Source organism: Candidatus Methylacidiphilales bacterium (genome assembly GCA_025056655.1).
Classification (GTDB): domain Bacteria; phylum Verrucomicrobiota; class Verrucomicrobiia; order Methylacidiphilales; family JANWVL01; genus JANWVL01.
The window spans coordinates 19,979-37,003 of record JANWVL010000032.1 but is presented as its reverse complement, the minus strand read 5'-3'; the positions used below and the strand labels follow the sequence as shown (position 1 = coordinate 37,003).

Annotated in this window: 18 protein-coding genes; 10 read left to right on the top strand and 8 right to left on the bottom strand. The window is 52.9% G+C overall.

Annotated features, from left to right (window positions below; genetic code table 11):
- Positions 1-30 precede the first annotated feature (30 nt).
- Both NZM04_01400 and NZM04_01395 read right to left on the bottom strand, forming a co-directional pair.
- On the bottom strand, positions 31-549 hold the full coding sequence (locus tag NZM04_01400) for a nucleoside deaminase (protein MCS7062700.1): 519 nt from the start codon (positions 547-549) through the stop codon (positions 31-33).
- A gap of 19 nt (positions 550-568) precedes the next feature.
- Positions 569-1,642: a 3-deoxy-7-phosphoheptulonate synthase gene (locus tag NZM04_01395; GenBank protein MCS7062699.1), complete on the bottom strand. Its 1,074-nt coding sequence runs from the start codon at positions 1,640-1,642 to the stop codon at positions 569-571.
- 91 nt (positions 1,643-1,733) lie between these two features.
- On the opposite strand from NZM04_01395, the gene NZM04_01390 reads away from it, so the two are divergent.
- Genes NZM04_01390 through NZM04_01380 form a run of 3 tightly spaced genes read left to right on the top strand, consistent with a single transcriptional unit; the run spans position 1,734 to position 3,158 of the window.
- The gene (locus NZM04_01390) at positions 1,734-2,354 is read left to right on the top strand and encodes a type II secretion system GspH family protein (GenBank protein ID MCS7062698.1); all 621 of its coding nucleotides are present in this window, start codon (positions 1,734-1,736) and stop codon (positions 2,352-2,354) included.
- 9 nt (positions 2,355-2,363) lie between these two features.
- Entirely contained in the window at positions 2,364-2,915 is a 552-nt protein-coding gene (locus tag NZM04_01385) for a prepilin-type N-terminal cleavage/methylation domain-containing protein (protein ID MCS7062697.1), read from the top strand.
- 9 nt (positions 2,916-2,924) lie between these two features.
- Positions 2,925-3,158: a hypothetical protein gene (locus NZM04_01380; protein MCS7062696.1), complete on the top strand. Its 234-nt coding sequence runs from the start codon at positions 2,925-2,927 to the stop codon at positions 3,156-3,158.
- Positions 3,159-3,199: 41 nt separating this feature from the next.
- Here the strand turns inward: NZM04_01380 and NZM04_01375 are convergent, their stop codons facing one another.
- Positions 3,200-3,796 (bottom strand): SIS domain-containing protein, encoded by a 597-nt coding sequence (locus tag NZM04_01375; GenBank protein ID MCS7062695.1) that lies wholly within the window; start codon positions 3,794-3,796, stop codon positions 3,200-3,202.
- A 78-nt stretch (positions 3,797-3,874) separates the two neighbouring features.
- On the opposite strand from NZM04_01375, the gene NZM04_01370 reads away from it, so the two are divergent.
- The 7 genes from NZM04_01370 to NZM04_01340 all read left to right on the top strand — a co-directional run bounded on the left by NZM04_01370 (position 3,875) and on the right by NZM04_01340 (position 12,637).
- The gene (locus tag NZM04_01370) at positions 3,875-4,966 is read left to right on the top strand and encodes an LptF/LptG family permease (GenBank protein MCS7062694.1); all 1,092 of its coding nucleotides are present in this window, start codon (positions 3,875-3,877) and stop codon (positions 4,964-4,966) included.
- Between the two features lie 24 nt (positions 4,967-4,990).
- Positions 4,991-5,479, top strand: a complete 489-nt coding sequence (locus NZM04_01365; GenBank protein ID MCS7062693.1) for a peroxiredoxin — start codon at positions 4,991-4,993, stop codon at positions 5,477-5,479.
- 78 nt (positions 5,480-5,557) lie between these two features.
- Positions 5,558-6,112, top strand: coding sequence for a nucleotide exchange factor GrpE (locus NZM04_01360; protein ID MCS7062692.1), 555 nt, complete (start codon positions 5,558-5,560; stop codon positions 6,110-6,112).
- A gap of 5 nt (positions 6,113-6,117) precedes the next feature.
- Entirely contained in the window at positions 6,118-7,275 is a 1,158-nt protein-coding gene (dnaJ, locus tag NZM04_01355; GenBank protein MCS7062691.1) for a molecular chaperone DnaJ, read from the top strand.
- A 62-nt stretch (positions 7,276-7,337) separates the two neighbouring features.
- Positions 7,338-9,236, top strand: a complete 1,899-nt coding sequence (locus tag NZM04_01350; GenBank protein ID MCS7062690.1) for a tetratricopeptide repeat protein — start codon at positions 7,338-7,340, stop codon at positions 9,234-9,236.
- 89 nt (positions 9,237-9,325) lie between these two features.
- The gene (gene uvrA / locus NZM04_01345) at positions 9,326-12,196 is read left to right on the top strand and encodes an excinuclease ABC subunit UvrA (GenBank protein ID MCS7062689.1); all 2,871 of its coding nucleotides are present in this window, start codon (positions 9,326-9,328) and stop codon (positions 12,194-12,196) included.
- A gap of 30 nt (positions 12,197-12,226) precedes the next feature.
- Positions 12,227-12,637, top strand: a complete 411-nt coding sequence (locus tag NZM04_01340; GenBank protein ID MCS7062688.1) for a hypothetical protein — start codon at positions 12,227-12,229, stop codon at positions 12,635-12,637.
- Between the two features lie 164 nt (positions 12,638-12,801).
- Here NZM04_01340 and NZM04_01335 read toward each other — a convergent pair whose 3' ends face one another.
- The 5 genes from NZM04_01335 to NZM04_01315 all read right to left on the bottom strand — a co-directional run bounded on the left by NZM04_01335 (position 12,802) and on the right by NZM04_01315 (position 16,824).
- Positions 12,802-13,647: a zinc ABC transporter substrate-binding protein gene (locus tag NZM04_01335; protein MCS7062687.1), complete on the bottom strand. Its 846-nt coding sequence runs from the start codon at positions 13,645-13,647 to the stop codon at positions 12,802-12,804.
- 198 nt (positions 13,648-13,845) lie between these two features.
- Entirely contained in the window at positions 13,846-15,582 is a 1,737-nt protein-coding gene (locus NZM04_01330) for an NADPH-dependent assimilatory sulfite reductase hemoprotein subunit (protein MCS7062686.1), read from the bottom strand.
- Positions 15,583-15,948: 366 nt separating this feature from the next.
- Positions 15,949-16,266, bottom strand: coding sequence for a hypothetical protein (locus NZM04_01325; GenBank protein MCS7062685.1), 318 nt, complete (start codon positions 16,264-16,266; stop codon positions 15,949-15,951).
- Between the two features lie 144 nt (positions 16,267-16,410).
- Complete coding sequence (locus tag NZM04_01320) at positions 16,411-16,590, bottom strand: hypothetical protein (GenBank protein ID MCS7062684.1); 180 nt, start codon at positions 16,588-16,590, stop codon at positions 16,411-16,413.
- Between the two features lie 51 nt (positions 16,591-16,641).
- Positions 16,642-16,824, bottom strand: a complete 183-nt coding sequence (locus NZM04_01315) for a hypothetical protein (GenBank protein MCS7062683.1) — start codon at positions 16,822-16,824, stop codon at positions 16,642-16,644.
- Between the last annotated feature and the right edge of the window lie 201 nt (positions 16,825-17,025).

The window sequence follows — 17,025 nt, the reverse complement described above, 5'->3', positions numbered from 1 at the left end:
AATAAAGCCTGTCGAGTGCGGCTAAAAGTCTCACAGGCGTTTTTCTTGAAAGAATGCTTGGAGAAGCTCGCGGCAAGGGGTTTCCAAAATGCCGATACTTACTTCTAAGCTATGATAGAAAGAGGGGATCGTATGTAAGGCTGTAGCCCCGCCTAAGCATCCTAATTTTGGATCGGGGATGGCGAAGACGACACGCTTCAGCCTAGCCATGATGCTGGCCCCGGCACACATCGGGCAAGGTTCTTTAGTCACGTATAGAGTGGCTTCGTTCAGACGCCAGTCGCCGATGTGGGCAGCAGCTTGGCTAATAGCAAGGATTTCAGCATGAGCTGTGGGATCTTTTAACTGCTCCACTTGATTGTGAGCTTTTGCAATGATCGAGCCAGCAAATTCAACAACTGCACCTACAGGGACTTCATCGAGTTCCCAAGCTCGACGCGCTTCATTGTAGGCGTGGATCATAAAGTAAAGATCATCGTGAACTAATTCAGAGGTGTGGAGGGGAGGAAAAGGGCAGCTACGTTTCTTCGTATCTTTTCTATGGAGCATCGTGAAATTACAGGCCGCCTCAAGATTGAGCTTTGCGTAGAATGGTAGCGCCTTCGATGAGCATTTGCTCGGTCATTGGCCAACTGATGCACGGATCAGTGATGGAGACGCCATAGATGAGTTTTTCGATAGGGGCAGGAGGTTGATTGCCTTCTTCTATGTAGCTTTCGATCATAGCGCCTATAATTTCGTGGTTGCCCTTAGTGCGTTGATCGAGAATACTTTGCCAGACAATTTGTTGTTTAACGGGGACTTTGTTGGAGTTGCCATGGCTGCAATCAATCATCAGCGTAGGAGGTAGATTGGCTTTGCGTAGAGCTTCTTGAGCCGCGTGGATTGAGCTGGGTTCATAATTCGTGCCTTGTTTTCCTCCGCGTAAAATGATGTGGGTATCAGTGTTGCCGCGGGTTTTCACGATGCAGGTGCGACCTTCTTCATTGATGCCTAGAAAACTGTGCGGGTTGCGGCTGGAGACCATGGCGTCTATGGCGTTTTGCACACTACCATCGGTGCTGTTTTTAAAACCGACAGGCATCGAAAGGCCACTGGCCATTTCACGGTGAGTCTGTGATTCAGTCGTGCGAGCTCCGATAGCAGCCCAACAGACGAGATCGGCGATGTATTGAGGCACGATTGGGTCGAGCATTTCTGTGGCAGTGGGCAAACCAAGCTCAGCAATTTCGAGAAGAAGCTTACGGGCAATTTCTAAACCGCTGTTGATGTCCGTTGTGTTGTTGATGTGGGGATCGTTGATTAATCCTTTCCAGCCGATTGTTGTTCGCGGTTTCTCGAAATAAACGCGCATCACTAGGTAGATTGCATCTTCAATCTTCGGACGGAGCTGAACAAGTCGCTGGGCATAATCCATAGCTCCTGTTACGTCATGAATCGAACAGGGGCCTACGATTACTAGCAGTCGTCGATCTTGGCCACGGAGAATAGCCTTAATAGTCTCACGGCCTTGATGCACGATTTCTGCCGCACGATTTGAGATGGGGTAGCGTTGGTGGATTTCCGCTGGTGTGATCAACGGAAGAAAATCGCGCACTCGCAAGTTTTCAAGATGTAGCGCTTTGGAAGCGAGGGAAGACATACATGATTAGACTAACACAAGGCACTGCTATTTACAAAAGCTAATCCTGGTAGGATGCTCGTATAGGCGCCCATGCAGGACTTTGCGAACTTTGAAAACACGTTGCAAGCCGCGTAAAAACTTCTTAGCATCCAAATTACTGCCACGCCTAAACGCCATGTCCCTACTCTCAAGAATGTCGAGGAACCCCAAGATACAAGCTTTTACGCTCGTTGAACTACTTGTTGTAGTCGCCATCATTGGGATACTTCTCTCGCTGGCGGTTGCCGTGGTTCCGATGGTCATGAAACGTGCCAAAAGTGTAGAAGCACTCACAATAGCTCAAAATATGGTCAACGGCTTTACTCAATACTTAGCCGAATATCAAAGATGGCCTCTTGCAGTGGGTAGTCAGGTTGAGCCAACACAAGCATACGCGATGCTTTCTGGAGCAGAAGCCTCGCCTCTCAACGCACGGCAAATTGTCTTCGTCGAATTCCCCGTTAAATACCTAGATAACCCCAATCCAAAACTAGCAACTAAGGTTCTTGATCCGTGGAAAAACGATTTCCAGATCCGTATCGACGATAATCTCGACGGAGTCATCACCGACCTTCCAGATGTTCGCAATGTAAGCGGCTACGTTTCGATTAATGCGACTGCGGCAGTCTGGAGTTTAGGTCCGAAAGGTTTAAAAGAAACCAATCAACGCAACTTCATCGTCACGTGGTAGGATAAACGCATGTCCCTTCCAAAAATCTCCCTTACACGACAGAAGGCTGGCTTTACGTTAATCGAATTACTCGTAGCTATGGCAGTTGTGGGCCTACTGGCAGGCATAATAGCAGGCATAGCACCACTCGCTCTCGAAAAAGGGAAACGCAGCCGAGCTCAAGCTGAAATCGCAGCGCTTGAGCTAGCGCTACAAAGCTACAAAGATGAGCAAGGCGATTACCCTGAAGCCAGTGTTCCTCAGGCCGGTGAAGCTTACACCACAGAAACGAGTGCTTACATTTCAGCTGGCAACATACTCTACGGCGCGTTGCGTGGAGGAGATCCCAACATCCCCCCTCAGGCCACGCCCAGCTCTCCTTCCATTCCCGTCTATTATCAAGCCAAACTCAACCATGTCTCCTCTACACCTCCCTATCATTTTATCGATCCTTACCGCCGTCCTTATGGTTACTCGAGTCTCACGCAGGCACGTTTTAACCAAGGCCTCTACGACCTTTGGAGCCTTGGGAGTAAGCCTGAAAATGTCCATCAATGGATTAAAAACTGGACGGGCAACTGATTCCACAATATGCCGATTCCTGATCCCGCGACTCCATCACTTTCTCACCAGGCACGACGTATTGCTCACGACATGGCGAATGATCTCGCCTGCATCGTGCTTGAATTTTCACTTATTGAACAAGACGTTGCCTCCATTCCTTCAGTCCAAGAAAATATTAAACAAATTCGTTTAGCTATAGATCGCCTTTCACAAAAGATGCGTGAGCTATCAGCCACCTGCCGCGCGCTTGCCGGCGATTGATTTCGCACCTTCAGATTGGCGCCGGCACCCTCTTTTGAATCTTACTCATAAACTGCATCTACGCATTCTAAAATGCAGTGCAATGCCCACGTGTGCATCTCCTGAATGCGCGCCGTCATCTCGCTGGGAACGATCCATTCCAGATCCGCATGTCCTGCGCACATGCCTCCTTGTTTCCCTAAAAAAGCAATTGTCTTAAGGCCTTTTCTCTTTGCCACTTGCAGAGCAAGAAGCAGATTTTTAGAATTTCCACTCGTAGAAAAAATAATCAACGCATCACCCTTACGGCCCAATCCCTCTACCTGCCGCGCAAACACATCCTCAAACCCATAGTCGTTAGCAATGCAAGTTAAAGCAGTGCCATCCGCACATAAAGCCAATGCAGGTAATGAAACCCTATTCTTGGCGTAGCGCCCAACAAACTCCTCTGCCATGTGCAGAGCGTCAGCCGCGCTCCCGCCGTTGCCAGCAGTCAAAATTTTCCCCCCTTCCCGCAATACCTCTACCACGCACACAGCAATCTTCTCTATCTTCAAAAGAGCTGACTCCGAAGCTTTGACGACTCGATCCAGACTTTCATATTGCCTCTGAATGAGCGAAGAAAAAACTGACACATTAACATTGGCTGACGCTTCCATGCCGGCCACTATGGCTAGTGTTACGCCTCACGAAAACAACAAACATCCTACCTCAATATGCCATAATACCATGATACCATGATAACTCGTATCGAACGTTATCTTCTGCAATCCTTCGCTCTCCCATTTATTTTCAACCTTCTAGCGCTCGCCTCCCTGTGGATTATCGCCGATCTATTTGGCACCCTAGACGATTTTCTTGAACACAAAACACCCCTTGCCCGCGTCATTTCTTATTACACCGCACAACTCCCACTCCTCACATATACTACCCTCCCGATAGCGCTTCTCTTCGCGATACTATATTCCTTAAATCAACTTCGCCGACGCCAAGAGCTCACTGCGATCCTCGCCTGCGGAATTCCAATCACAACCCTAGCGCGTCCTTATCTGCTTCTGAGTGTCGGTGCTACAACTATCCTCTATCTCTTTCAACAATCTCTTATTCCCGAAAGCCAAGCAGTGCGACGCGCTATACTCGATGAGATTCGTTCCCGCAACAGAGATGACGACTGGCTCTTCAACCTCATCCTGCGCGATCCTGAGAAAGATCAAATATGGTTTTTTGGACGCTTTCATAGACGTGACCACTACGCTGAAAGTGTAGAGATTCTACAACGACACAACGGCCGAGACCTCTGTAAATACTTCGCCCGGCGTGCCTCATGGGACGGCCAATCGTGGCACTTGCAAGAAGTGAAAACACTCCACTATTCCCCACAAAACGCCACCAACCAAGAATCCTGGGATGAACAACTCTCCGTCCCGACCCTCACCCTCAACCCCCACACAATCTTATTAACCAAGACACCCGCCCCGTTCCTCACCAACCGCGATCTACAACACGTCATCGACATCCACACCCGCACTCACCACCCTGATCGGTTTCTTTACATGACCGAATATGCTTTTCGCTACACGGCCCTGTTCATCCCCTTGATTTTTTCCACAGCCGCATTTGTGGCAGGCTTTGCAGAATTAGCCTCACGACGACCAATCAACGTCACCGCAGCAATTTTCATCCTGCTAGCCTACTGGCTCATTCAGGAGCTTAGCCGCGCAATGGGCTCCAGCGGGAGGTTCCACCCTTATCTCGCAGCCGCCCTCCCTGTCATCCTCTTCCTGTCTCTTGCTAGCATGCAATTCTATTGCAAAATAATCCGCGCTTAAAAAAAGCAGAACCACAAACGAGCAATGAAAACAAAAGACCCTATCGCATTGCAGCCCGGATCCCGTGCACCTGACTTTTCAGCCCTAGACCAGCACGGAAAACTCCACACCCTGCACTCCCTTCTTGCAACAAAGCGGCCACTTGTCCTCTATTTTTATCCCAAAGACCACACCCCTGGCTGCACACGCCAAGCCTGCGCATTTCGAGATCTCTACTCTTCATTTGCAGCGATCCCCGTTACCCTCTGCGGCATCAGCCCTGATTCCACTGCCTCCCATGCGCGATTTGCTGAAAAATACCAACTCCCCTTCACACTACTATCTGATGAAAATAAAACCATCGCCCAAGCCTATGGCACCTACGTTCAAAAAAAACTCTATGGCAAAGTGCACATGGGAATCGAACGCACCACCTTTGTCATCTCACCAGACGGCAGCATACGATACATCTTCCGACGCGTCTCTCCCGATAGCCACCCACAAGAAATTTTAGAAACGCTGCGCCAAGCCTAAAAAGCGGCTTACATATACAACTAGTCAAGCAAGCATTTTTCGCTACAATACCTTTTGATTCTTGTTTACCCAGCGCCTATGCAAAATTCACATGCCTCTGATAAAACCGACAAAAACAAAATCGGCCAGCCTCCACCCGCATCAGATTCAATCCCAGAACCAGCATTCACACTCATAGCTACGTCCGTCCTCAAAGCCCTAGACCAAGCGCAAGAAAAACATCTCCGCGTCCTGGCCGAGTGGGACAACGCACGCAAACGCCTCATTCGCGAAAAAGAAGAGGCCATCCGCTACGCCGCAGAGACCCTTCTAGAAAACCTCTTACCCATCATAGACAACTTCGAACTAGGTCTCCAAGCCGCTGAAAACGCCGGCGACCAAAATATCCTACTCGGATTCAAAATGGTCCACGGACAGCTCCAACAGTTCCTGAAGGAAAACGGAATCACACCCATCGATGCAGTCGGGCAACCTTTCGATCCTCACCTACACGAAGCCTCCCAACACATCCCCACCAATGAATACCCTGAAGGAACCGTCATAGCACAAATCCGTCGTGGCTACAAATTGCACGATCGCTTACTGCGACCTGCCTTAGTCAACGTCGCCCAAAAAATGCCTCCTAGCTCATAGACACTATGCCGGCCGCAGAAGAAGATTACTACCAACTCCTCGAAGTCCCCCGCAACGCCTCGACAGAAGAAATTAAAAAGGCTTACCGACGCCTTGCCATCAAATACCACCCCGACAAAAACCCTGGCAACAAAGCCGCTGAAGAAAAATTCAAAAAAATTACAGCAGCTTACGAAGTCCTATCCGACCCCGAAAAACGCGCCGCCTATGATCGCTTCGGACACGCAGCCTTCTCCGGCGCAGGAAGCGGCGGCTCTGGGGGATTCAGCGGCTTCCATGACCCCTTTGAAATATTTCGCGAAGTCTTCGGCTCAGCAGCCGGCGGCTCATCCTTCTTCTCATCCATCTTCGAAGAAGCATTCACCGGAAGCACAGTCGGACAATCGCAAGCCCGAGGCGCAGACTTGCGTTACGATTTACAAATTACCTTCGATGAAGCCGCACGCGGCTGCGAAAAAGTCATTCGAATTCAAAAAATGGACACATGCCTCACCTGTCACGGCAGCGGAGGAGCGCCCGGATCCCGACGCATCATATGCCCAGTATGTCATGGCCGTGGACAAGTCCGCACCTCACAAGGATTTTTTTCTGTCGTCCAAACATGCCCCCGCTGCCATGGCACAGGCCAAATCTATGAACAACAATGCCCAGCCTGCCACGGAGAAGGCCGCTCTCTACGGCAAGTAGATATCCCCATCAAAATACCCCCAGGCATACAAGACGGCACGCGCCTCCGCCGCAGCGGAGCCGGCGAAGCAGGATTAAACGGAGGCCCGCCCGGTGATCTTTACGTCGTGGTCCACGTCCAGCCGCACTCAATCTTCGAGCGAGACGGCAATGACCTCTTCGTCCAAATCCCAATCCCCTTTGCTAAAGCCATGGTCGGTGGAGAGCTCAAAATTCCAACTTTAAGCGGTCCAGCCATTCTAAAGTTACCTCCAGGCACCACCACCGGAAAAATCTTTCGTTTCCGAGGACGCGGCCTTCCAGATCCGCGCACAGGCGAGCAAGGTGACCTCAACGTTCGCGTCACAGTCGAACTTCCCACCAACCTCACTGCAGATCAGCGCGCAAAACTTCAAGCCTTTCTCTCTGCATGCAACGAAAAGAATTACCCCGCCCACTTTGACTTCATGGAGAAAGCTAAGCCATTCCTCAAATAAACTCACACAAACAACGCAATTTTCCCTCACCACCGTATCGTCCCACCTCCCCTCCATAACACGTGAAACGAGCGCCCGCTCAGCAACCCATACCCCTACAACACACCCTCGCAATCACAATCCTCATCCTCATCACCTTTGGGCATAACCTCACCCACCACTTCGTCTGGGACGACGAGCTGATGACCCTTGTCCAAAACCCCTACCTTAACCCAGCGCGATTAGAAAATCTCTCTGCATTCTGGTCAGGCGCCTACACCCTAGCGACAGGCCTTTACACACCACTCATCTACTCCGCTTGGCTTTTCATCGCGATTCTCTCGCAGTCGATATTTCCCCCATCACCTGCAGCTCCAGCAGGTCTTCATCCCACGATTTTCTCAGCCTTCAGCCTCCTGCTGCATCTGATCAACACATTACTCGTATACAAACTAGCAGCACACCACCTCGCAACACCCCCACTTTCCCCCCACACACCCCAGCAGTCCTCAAACCAAGCAAATAAACTACGCCCGCTTCTCGCCAGCCTTCTATTCGCAGTTCATCCCGTGCAAGTAGAAACAGTCAGTTGGATTTCTAATGCCGGCACCCTCCTCGCAACCCTCTTCTGCCTACTTGCCCTCGGCGAGCTAATCAAAACACCAGCCCCACCTTCCTTACTCTCAGCCACATACCTCAAAGCTTCACTTTATTTTACCCTAGCGCTCACCTCCAAACCCCAACACGTCAGCCTCCCACTCTGCGCCTTCGGCATACTCCTCGCCTCACAAAACTTCACCATCAAACGTCCGCAAGTCCTGCTCCTCATCCTCTGGCTATCCATCGGCCTAGTTTGGACTCTTATCACCAAACAATCACAGCCCGATTGGCTCATCGAGCACTTCCCCTCCCTTCACCAACGCCTCTGGATCGCCTTCGATGCCATCGGATTCTACGCAAAACACCTCCTCTTCCCCTACCCCATCATCCCCGACTACGGACGCACACCGCCTGTCGCCCTTCAATCGCACGGCTACGCAGTCACTGGCCTTCTACTACCTATTCTCCTCGCATTCATCGCCTGGCGCATACCGCGCACGCGTCCCACAATACTGCTCATATTCTCCGCCAGCACTCTGCTTCTTCCAGTGCTCGGCCTGATCCCTTTCAGCTCCCAAAACTTTTCCACTGTAGCAGACCGCTACCTCTACCTATCGATGTTCCCGCTAGCATTAGTCGCCACCCAAGGACTCTCACGCCTACCTACGCTAACTTTCCCCATAGCAGCCATCATCCTTACAGCTCTCCTCTACACCGCTCCACAAGTAACCCACTGGAAAAACAACCTCACACTCTACCTCCACACCGTCCGCCACAACCCCAACAGCGCCATCTTTCTCCACAACCTAGCCCGAGAATTTCAAAAACAAGGCCAAAATCAAAAAGCCCTCCCCCTCTTAGAGCGCGCCTACCAACTCAAAAAAAAATCGCGCCGCTACGCCCCACAAATCAGCAAAAGCCTCGCCTCACTCTACCTCGACCTCGGTAAACTCGATGCCGCAGAAGCCACCCTCCGCGAAACACTCACCATAGCCCCCGACCCAGCCGAAATCTGGATAGAAATCGCCATCATCTACCTCCGCCGACGAGACCTGCCCCAAGCCAACGAAGCCTACAAAAAAGCCATCACCTCCACAAATCAACCCCTCCCCATCATCCTTCGCTATTTTAACGCCCTAACCCAAGATAACCTAAACGCCCTTGCCCTCAGCCTCATACAAGAAGCCGCACAAAAACTCCCCCCACATCCAGACATACAAAACGCCCTAGCAGTCGCCCACCTCAGAAACGGCAACCCCACCCAAGCCCTCCTCCACATCCAAGAAGCCATCCGCCTAGCCCCACAAAATCCCGGATACCACCACAACCTTCGACTCATCCAACGCGCCCTACCCCCCACTCCCCTACCCGCTCAAAGATAACCCCCCCAAGCCAAAACCACCCAACGGTTACGAAACTTTCACAATCAAATCATTGGCCCACCCTCCACCTCGACTATCATCACCCATTTATGCCAATTGAGGAAATCCGCATAGTCGGTGCACGCCAACACAACCTCAAAAACCTCAACCTCACCCTACCTCGCAACCGCCTCATCGTCATCACCGGCGTCAGCGGCTCCGGCAAATCTTCACTCGCCTTCGATACCCTCTACGCCGAAGGTCAACGCCGCTATGTCGAATCCCTCTCCGTCTATGCCCGACAATTCCTCGATCAACTCGAAAAACCTGACGTAGACGCCATCGACGGCCTCTCCCCAGCCATCGCAATCGAACAAAAAACCGTCAGCGGCAGCCCCCGCTCCACCGTAGGCACCTCGACTGAAATTCACGACTTCCTCCGCCTCCTCTTCGCCCACGCCGGCACCCCACATCACCCCAAAACAGGAAAACCCCTCGAGCGCTGGACCGTCCAACGCATCGTCGATGAAATCCTCAAATGGAATGAAGGCACCCCCATTCACATACTCGCACCCCTCGTCAACAATAGCGAAGGCGAATGGCGCGACATCCTCGAGCGCGCCCGCCGCGACGGCTTCGTCAGAGCAAGAATAGACGGAATAGTGCGTGAGCTCGAAGGCCTCACTAGCCTCGAGCGAGGCCGCCGACACACCGTCGAAATCGTCGTAGATCGCCTACGTGTCCATCCAGCCGCACGTGAACGCCTCACCGATTCCATCGAGACCGCCCTCAACTACGGCGAAAAACGCATCCTCATCCTACGCGGCGCACTCTCAGAAAATCCCCAAGAATGGTGGGTAAGCACGCTCAATTTCGACCCCGAGACAGGCTTTACGTTTGCCGAGCTTACCCCACGACACTTTTCTTTTAATAGCCCAGACGGAGCCTGCCCACATTGCCACGGCCTCGGCACAGAACTTGCAGCAGACCCTGAACTCATCGTCCCCGACCCCGAAAAAACACTCGAAGAAATGCCCATCGCCCCCTGGCGCCGCCAAAATGCCAGCCTCGCAACGGGCTATCAGACCATCCTCGAAACTCTAGCCAAACATTTCCGAGAACCCATGACGCGCCGATGGAAAGACACCAGCGAAGCCTTCCGCAAAACAGTCCTTCACGGCAGCGGAAACACCCCACTCCTCCAGACAAACAAACCCAACGTATTACGCCCATTCGAAGGCGTCATCCCCCTCTGCGAACGCCTCTACCAACAAAGCGAAAGCGAGCTCACCAAACGCCGCCTAGAAGCCTTCTTCTCGCGAAAACCTTGTCGTGTCTGCCTCGGCGCACGACTACGCCCAGAAATCCTAGCCGTTCGCATCCCCTCAAAAAATCAAAAAAACTTAAACATCCACGAAGTCAGCAACCTCACCATCAATGAACTCCTCCAATGGCTCGAAGACCTTCAACTCACCAACTACCAGCAACACGTCACACGAGAAATCATAAGAGAACTCCGCTCCCGCCTAACCTTCCTCAAAGAAGTCGGCCTAGGCTATCTCACCCTCAACCGCGAAAGCAGCACGCTCTCCGGCGGTGAAGCCCAGCGCATCCGACTCGCAGCCCACCTCGGCTCGCGTCTCACAGGCGTCCTCTACATACTCGACGAGCCCAGCATCGGCCTCCACCAACGCGACAACGACCGACTCATCCGTGTGCTCCAACAACTCCGCGATCTCGGCAACACCGTCATCGTCGTCGAGCACGATGAAGATATGATGCGCGCAGCCGACCACATCGTAGACATGGGCCCCAAAGCCGGCGCACGCGGAGGAGAAATCGTTGCGCAAGGCACGCCCCATGAAATCATGAGCCATCCCCAGTCACTCACAGGACGTTTTCTCAGCGGAGAAGAGCGAATCCACGTGCCAAAAATCCGCAGAAAACCATACATCGGCTGGCTGCGCGTAATCGGAGCACGCGAAAATAATCTCAAAAATATCACCGTCAGCTTCCCCCTCGGCCTCTTCACATGCGTTACAGGCGTCAGCGGCTCAGGCAAAAGCACACTCGTCAATGACGTCCTCTGCCGCGCCCTCTTCCGCCGCATCTACGGCAGCAAAGAAAAACCAGGTGACCACGATCGAATCGAAGGCTCAGAAGAAGTCGATAAAGTCATCGTCGTAGATCAAAGCCCCATCGGCAAAACGCCCCGATCCAACCCCCTCACCTACGTCGGCGCATACAACAGCATCCGCGATCTCTTCGCCTCCACACCCGTTGCCCGCGTGCGCGGCTACGGCCCAGGACGCTTCAGCTTCAACGTCGAGGGCGGCCGTTGCCCCCACTGCCAAGGCGATGGAGTCATCAAAATCGAAATGAACTTCCTCCCACCTACTTACGTCACCTGCGAAGTCTGCAAAGGAAAACGTTTCAACCGCGAAACCCTCGAAGTCCTCTACAAAGGACGCAACATCGCAGACATCCTCGAAATGACTGTCGATGAAGGCATCAATTTCTTCCGAGCTATCCCCGGCGTTAGCGATAAACTCCTCGCCCTCGCCCAAGTCGGCCTCGGCTACCTCAAACTCGGCCAACAAGCCACCACCCTTTCCGGCGGTGAAGCCCAACGCATCAAGCTCGCCGCTGAACTCGCCAAAAAAGCTACCGGCCGCACCGTTTACATTTTCGACGAACCCACTACAGGCCTCCATTTCACTGACGTCCAAATGCTCATCGAAGTCTTCTACAAACTTCGTGACGCCGGTAACACCCTCATCGTCATCGAGCACAACCTCCACCTCATCAAATGCGCCGATTACATCATCGATCTCGGCCCGGAAGCAGGTCGCGACGGCGGTTACTTAGTTGCGTGCGGCCCACCAGAAAAAATCGCACAACACCCCACCAGCATCACCGGTCACTATTTGAAAAAAGTCCTCAATCAAGAATTCCCAAGCGAAGCCCAAAGAGAGAGTTGACGACAGCGGTTATAAAAATAAATTTCCCATGTGCATCTCTCGATACGTCCTTCTCTACTTAGTCAAATCACTAGCGTAGCTTTAGCTTGCACACTACTTGCAGGGTGTGCGACTGAGCCATCCCCCGGCACGAGCACCGTCCTCGGCGGTGCAGCCATCGGTGCAGCCGTCGGCGCCGGTATCGGATCCGTCGCAACCGATGGCGACGACCGCGCTGCAGGCATGGGGGCTCTAGCCGGTGCTGCAGCCGGCGCACTCGCTGGCGTCGCCGCCAATCAAGTAAATCAAAAGCGCACCGTCTATCCTGTCGCAGAACGTGACAAAAAAAATCCGCGCTACGTCATCAGTCCCTTCGACAATAGCAAGCTCTACGTCGGCAACATTGCTTCTGGCGAAAAAGTTCGCGATCCACAAGGTCGCGTTTTTGTCGTGGGAGAGTAATCTCAAAAAACCGCCCGCGTTTTGCGGCTCTCTATTATCTTATATCACAGCACGCCAAGAAACTAATCACGCCTATCATAAGGTGAGCAGAAAACCCTATCTCTATAGCTCTACTTAAGCCATCGAACGCAACGGCACCGATAACCTCTCCATCTTGGGTCTATCTAGCTCCGGGGCTTGGTAAGCGCCTCCACGATCGTCTCCATGTTGTAACGCATCATTCCCTCATACCGATCCACCTCATAGCCACGTCGCCGTTCTCCACGCGCTCCGAGGGCATCCGAAAAAAGCTCGCCCCCAATCGTCACGCCTGCTTCTTTGGCCACGCGTCGAATACCGGATGGATTGACGCTGCTCTCCACAAAAATAGCAGGCACCCGCTGTTCATTTATCCATCGGACAAGGCGCACTATGTCCGCAAGCGATGCTTCCGACACCGTTGAAATTCCCTGCAATCCTACCACCTTAAAGTCATAAGCTTTTCCAAAATAATGAAACGCATCGTGGCTGGTCACTAGCACCCGCTGCTCCTTCGGCACACGCGCCGCCTGCTCACGACACCACGCGTCAAGCTGTTTCCAACGTTCCGCCAGTTCTTCTGCTCTCTGCCTGTAATACAGAGCTCCTTCTGGATCGACCTCAGTTAAGACTTGCTCGACTACTGCAATCCCTTCACACCACAAACTCACGTCATGCCAGACGTGTGGATCGTAAAGTTTCCCTTTCGCATCCAAAGCTATGAGTCGCTCTATCGGCAGGCGCTCTGCAAGCGCGACCACTCGTTTCCCCTGCTTAGACAGAGCCTCCAACACGCTCGTCATCCGCCCTTCAAGAAGCCATCCGTTGTAAAACACCAACTCGGCCTCTTTGAGCCATTGCACGTCTTGCAATGTCGCTTTGTAACTATGCGGATCGACCCCGGGAGCCATAAGAGCGCGACACCCCACACGCTCTCCGCCTACTTCCCTTATAATCTCAGCAATCATGCCAGTCGTGCACACGACTCGCATGCTTTGAGACCTTTGTTTTTGCTCCACTGCCGTGCTTCTCACGACGCCTAGCCACACGCTCACTCCCAACAAAAGCAACCAAGGAAAACAAACACATCTGCTTATAGCACACATAACAATGTGTAGCCTAAGCTACAACTTTTATTTAAAAAGCAAAGACACGATTTTTCGGAAAAACCTTTGTATAAAAGACGCAGCTTACTCCGTCTCTACAAACTTCTTCCCACTCTCACTGCTTGGGATATGGAATTGCTCAGGCCGCGGAGCTGGCCCGTTCTTATGCGTCCGCCCCCAGTAAGCAGAAAACGACTCGCCGGGCAATCGTTCTCGTGCATATTCGCTGAGATATTTCTTCACCGCAGAGGGAATATCTGATTCAGATAGCACTTTCTCTTCGAGCCCAGCAAGCCGATCGCCGACGTGCGAACCCCCTACATAAAACGCATATTTTCCAGGAGCACGTCCTACAAAGGCAAAGTCAGCATTGTAAGGGCGTGAACATCCATTTGGGCACCCACTCATGCGAAACAAAATCCTCTCTTGCGACAACCCAAGCTCAGCCATCACAGCATCAATTTTTTCCATCACTCGAGGAAAGACGCGCTCACTCTCTGCTAAGGCTAATCCACAGGTCGGCAAAGCCACACAGGCGTGCGCGAGTCCTCGCGAAGGAGACAGATCGATCGGGTTCAAGCATCCGTGGCGCGTTAAGATATCCTCCACGACGGCTCGCTCTTGAGCCTCTACGTCGGTGATATAAACGTTGCAATTCGGTGTGAAAACGAAGGTTTTTTTCAACGTAGTGGCCAACTCCCGCAAGGCAGCCCGCATTCGCCGCCCCTCTCGGTCTTTCACACGTCCCATCTCGACCCACAATCCATAGAAAAACCGTCCATCGCCTTGCTCGTGCCATCCGAGATCGTCCGCGACGGTTGTAAATTTTACAGGGCGCGGCGCTTCATACGGGGTCCCTGCAGGCATCCGTTTCACCACTTCTTCGCGGAACCAATCGACGCCCTTGGTTTCGATCACGTATTTTAGACGTGCACGTTTACGATCCGTGCGGTTACCGTGATCGCGTTGTGCGGTGACAACGCCAATTGCGGCGGCTAGCGCATGCTCGCGTCGCACGTAAAATAGCGGCTTAGCGAGCACGGGATACGTATCCAGTTTCCCATGGCTCATCCCAAATCCGCCGCCGACTGTGACGGTGTATCCCTCCACTCGGCCATCATCGCCTATATGAGCAATGAAGCCTAGATCCTGGGTGTAGATATCCACATCATTTCGTGGCGGAATCGCAATACCGATCTTGAATTTTCGAGGCAAATAGTGGCGTCCGTAAATCGGCTCTTCCACTTCCTCTGCGGGCTCTTCGCCGAGCCGTTCGCCGTTGATCCAAATGTCAACATAAGCTGACGATCTTGCCAAAAAGGTGTCGCTGATCTCCCGCGCCAAAGCGTGAGCATCTTTGTAAGCAGGGGTGCGGTAGGGAGTGGCTGGTGCCATGGTGTTGCGCACCACATCACCACAGGCCCCCCAGGTCGTGAGTCCTGATCGATTGACTGCAGCGATGCACTCCTTAAGCCCCACTTTGAGCACGCCGTGAAACTGGATGCCCTGTCGGGTCGTGATGCGTAAGGTTCCGTTGGCTACCTGATCGGCGAGAGCATCCAGCGCGAGGTATCGCTCGGCGGTGATTCGTCCGCCGGGCAACTTCACGCGGGTCATAAATATCCAGGCTTTGTCTGCGCCGGCGGCTTTTAATGCAGCGCGCTGGTCGCGGTCATCTTGTTGATACGTGCCGTGAAACTTGAGCAAGATCGCATCGGCTTCATCAAAATGAGTGGCTTCAGGATTAGCAAGCGTCTTAGCTATATTCCCGCGCAATCCATGACTCGACTCCTTGATTTGCTCAATGTTTAACGAAGACATATCACTGAGGTTAACCGGTCTCTTTGCGTTTAGCAAATGACAAAAGATAAGTGACACCTTCTCGGGCATCTCGATACCAACTCAAAAGTGAGACACAATCAGCACAGTAGATTAGGCCGGTATCGAGTTTGAGTGTGGCCGGGCCTCCCGCCACGAAGTCGGTGAATGGGAGACAGGCAGGTCCTTTTATTTTGGGAGGGAAGAAGCGATAGAACTGGCTCAGTGAATAGGTGGCAAGCAAGTCCCTTTATGTTGGACGTGGCCAGGGCAGCTTGCTTTGAAGTCAGTGATGATGGTCCAGCATCTCTTCTCACGTTAAAAGTGGCAGTCACCTTCTTTGGAGTGCGCCGTTTTTACAACGGCGTTTTAACAATGGCGTTTTTCTTGGACTGCGGCGGCTGCCGTCGGCGTTTTGTTTAGAGTGCGCCGACTGTTGTCGGTGCTTTTCAAAGCGGCAGCAAGGTTGCCGCACTCCAAAATGCAAAGTGTTGGCCTGGCCGATCGCTCATCTCGCTCCTCCAGGATCCGAATTGCTTTGGGCGTCTGGCTGCAGAGGCGATAGACGTGCTCGTCAATTTTGCGTTCGATGGAGGTGGTGTTGGCAGCGGGGTTGGCCCGCTTGACCGCCAGGATGCGCTCGACCAGACCCTCCAAAGCGTCGTGCTCCGCCCACTCTGAGGCCACACCGAAATGGATCGAGCGGATGGGGAGCTAGCGGATGAGGTGTGATTTGTAGTTGAACCAGCCTCCGCGCATCCGCGTCGCGATTCGGTGATAGAAAATTCGAGCAAACGGCTGTTGGGCAGTCCCAAGATGAATTGGGAACGGTCAGGCGGGTGAACTAAAGACGCCGTTTGCCCCCGCCACGCCTCCTGTAAAGAAGGGCTCCCCGGTAGAATCGAAGGAGAATAACGCGATCGGAGCGATGTCGGGTGTGAACAGTTTGGGAAGTGGCATGACCTCGAGAGCCTGCGTCCGACCGTGGCTCAACCACCGGTCGTCTTTCATGAGGCCACCTTCGCGAGCTTCAAGCGCCTTCTCGTTTGCGTTCAGATAACGTCACGTCAGCGGCAGCGTTTGCTTGAGTTGCTGTTCAGGGATCAATTCTCCGTCTGCGTAGGGAAACACGATGAGGCGGTTCGTAGTGGTGAGGCAGTAGTGTTTGCTGTCCTCGCCTTTGATGAGCCGGTGCAGGAGGTCAGGCGCGAGTTCAACTTCCTTCTCGAATTCGCAGGGAAACACGCAAGCCAGGCGAGGAGGTCGTCGGCGCGTATCTAGCGGCAGGCTTCGGCGGCGTTGGCAAGGAAGATAAGGCAGACGTGGTTGGTGGCGCCGGGGAAAATCTGTTGGTCGCCGAGGTGGACGACGTGGCGGAGGTGGCGACCTTTGTTAAGGAGTTCGCGGAGGGGCTGACCGTATTGGGCGTTGAGGAATTTGTGGAGG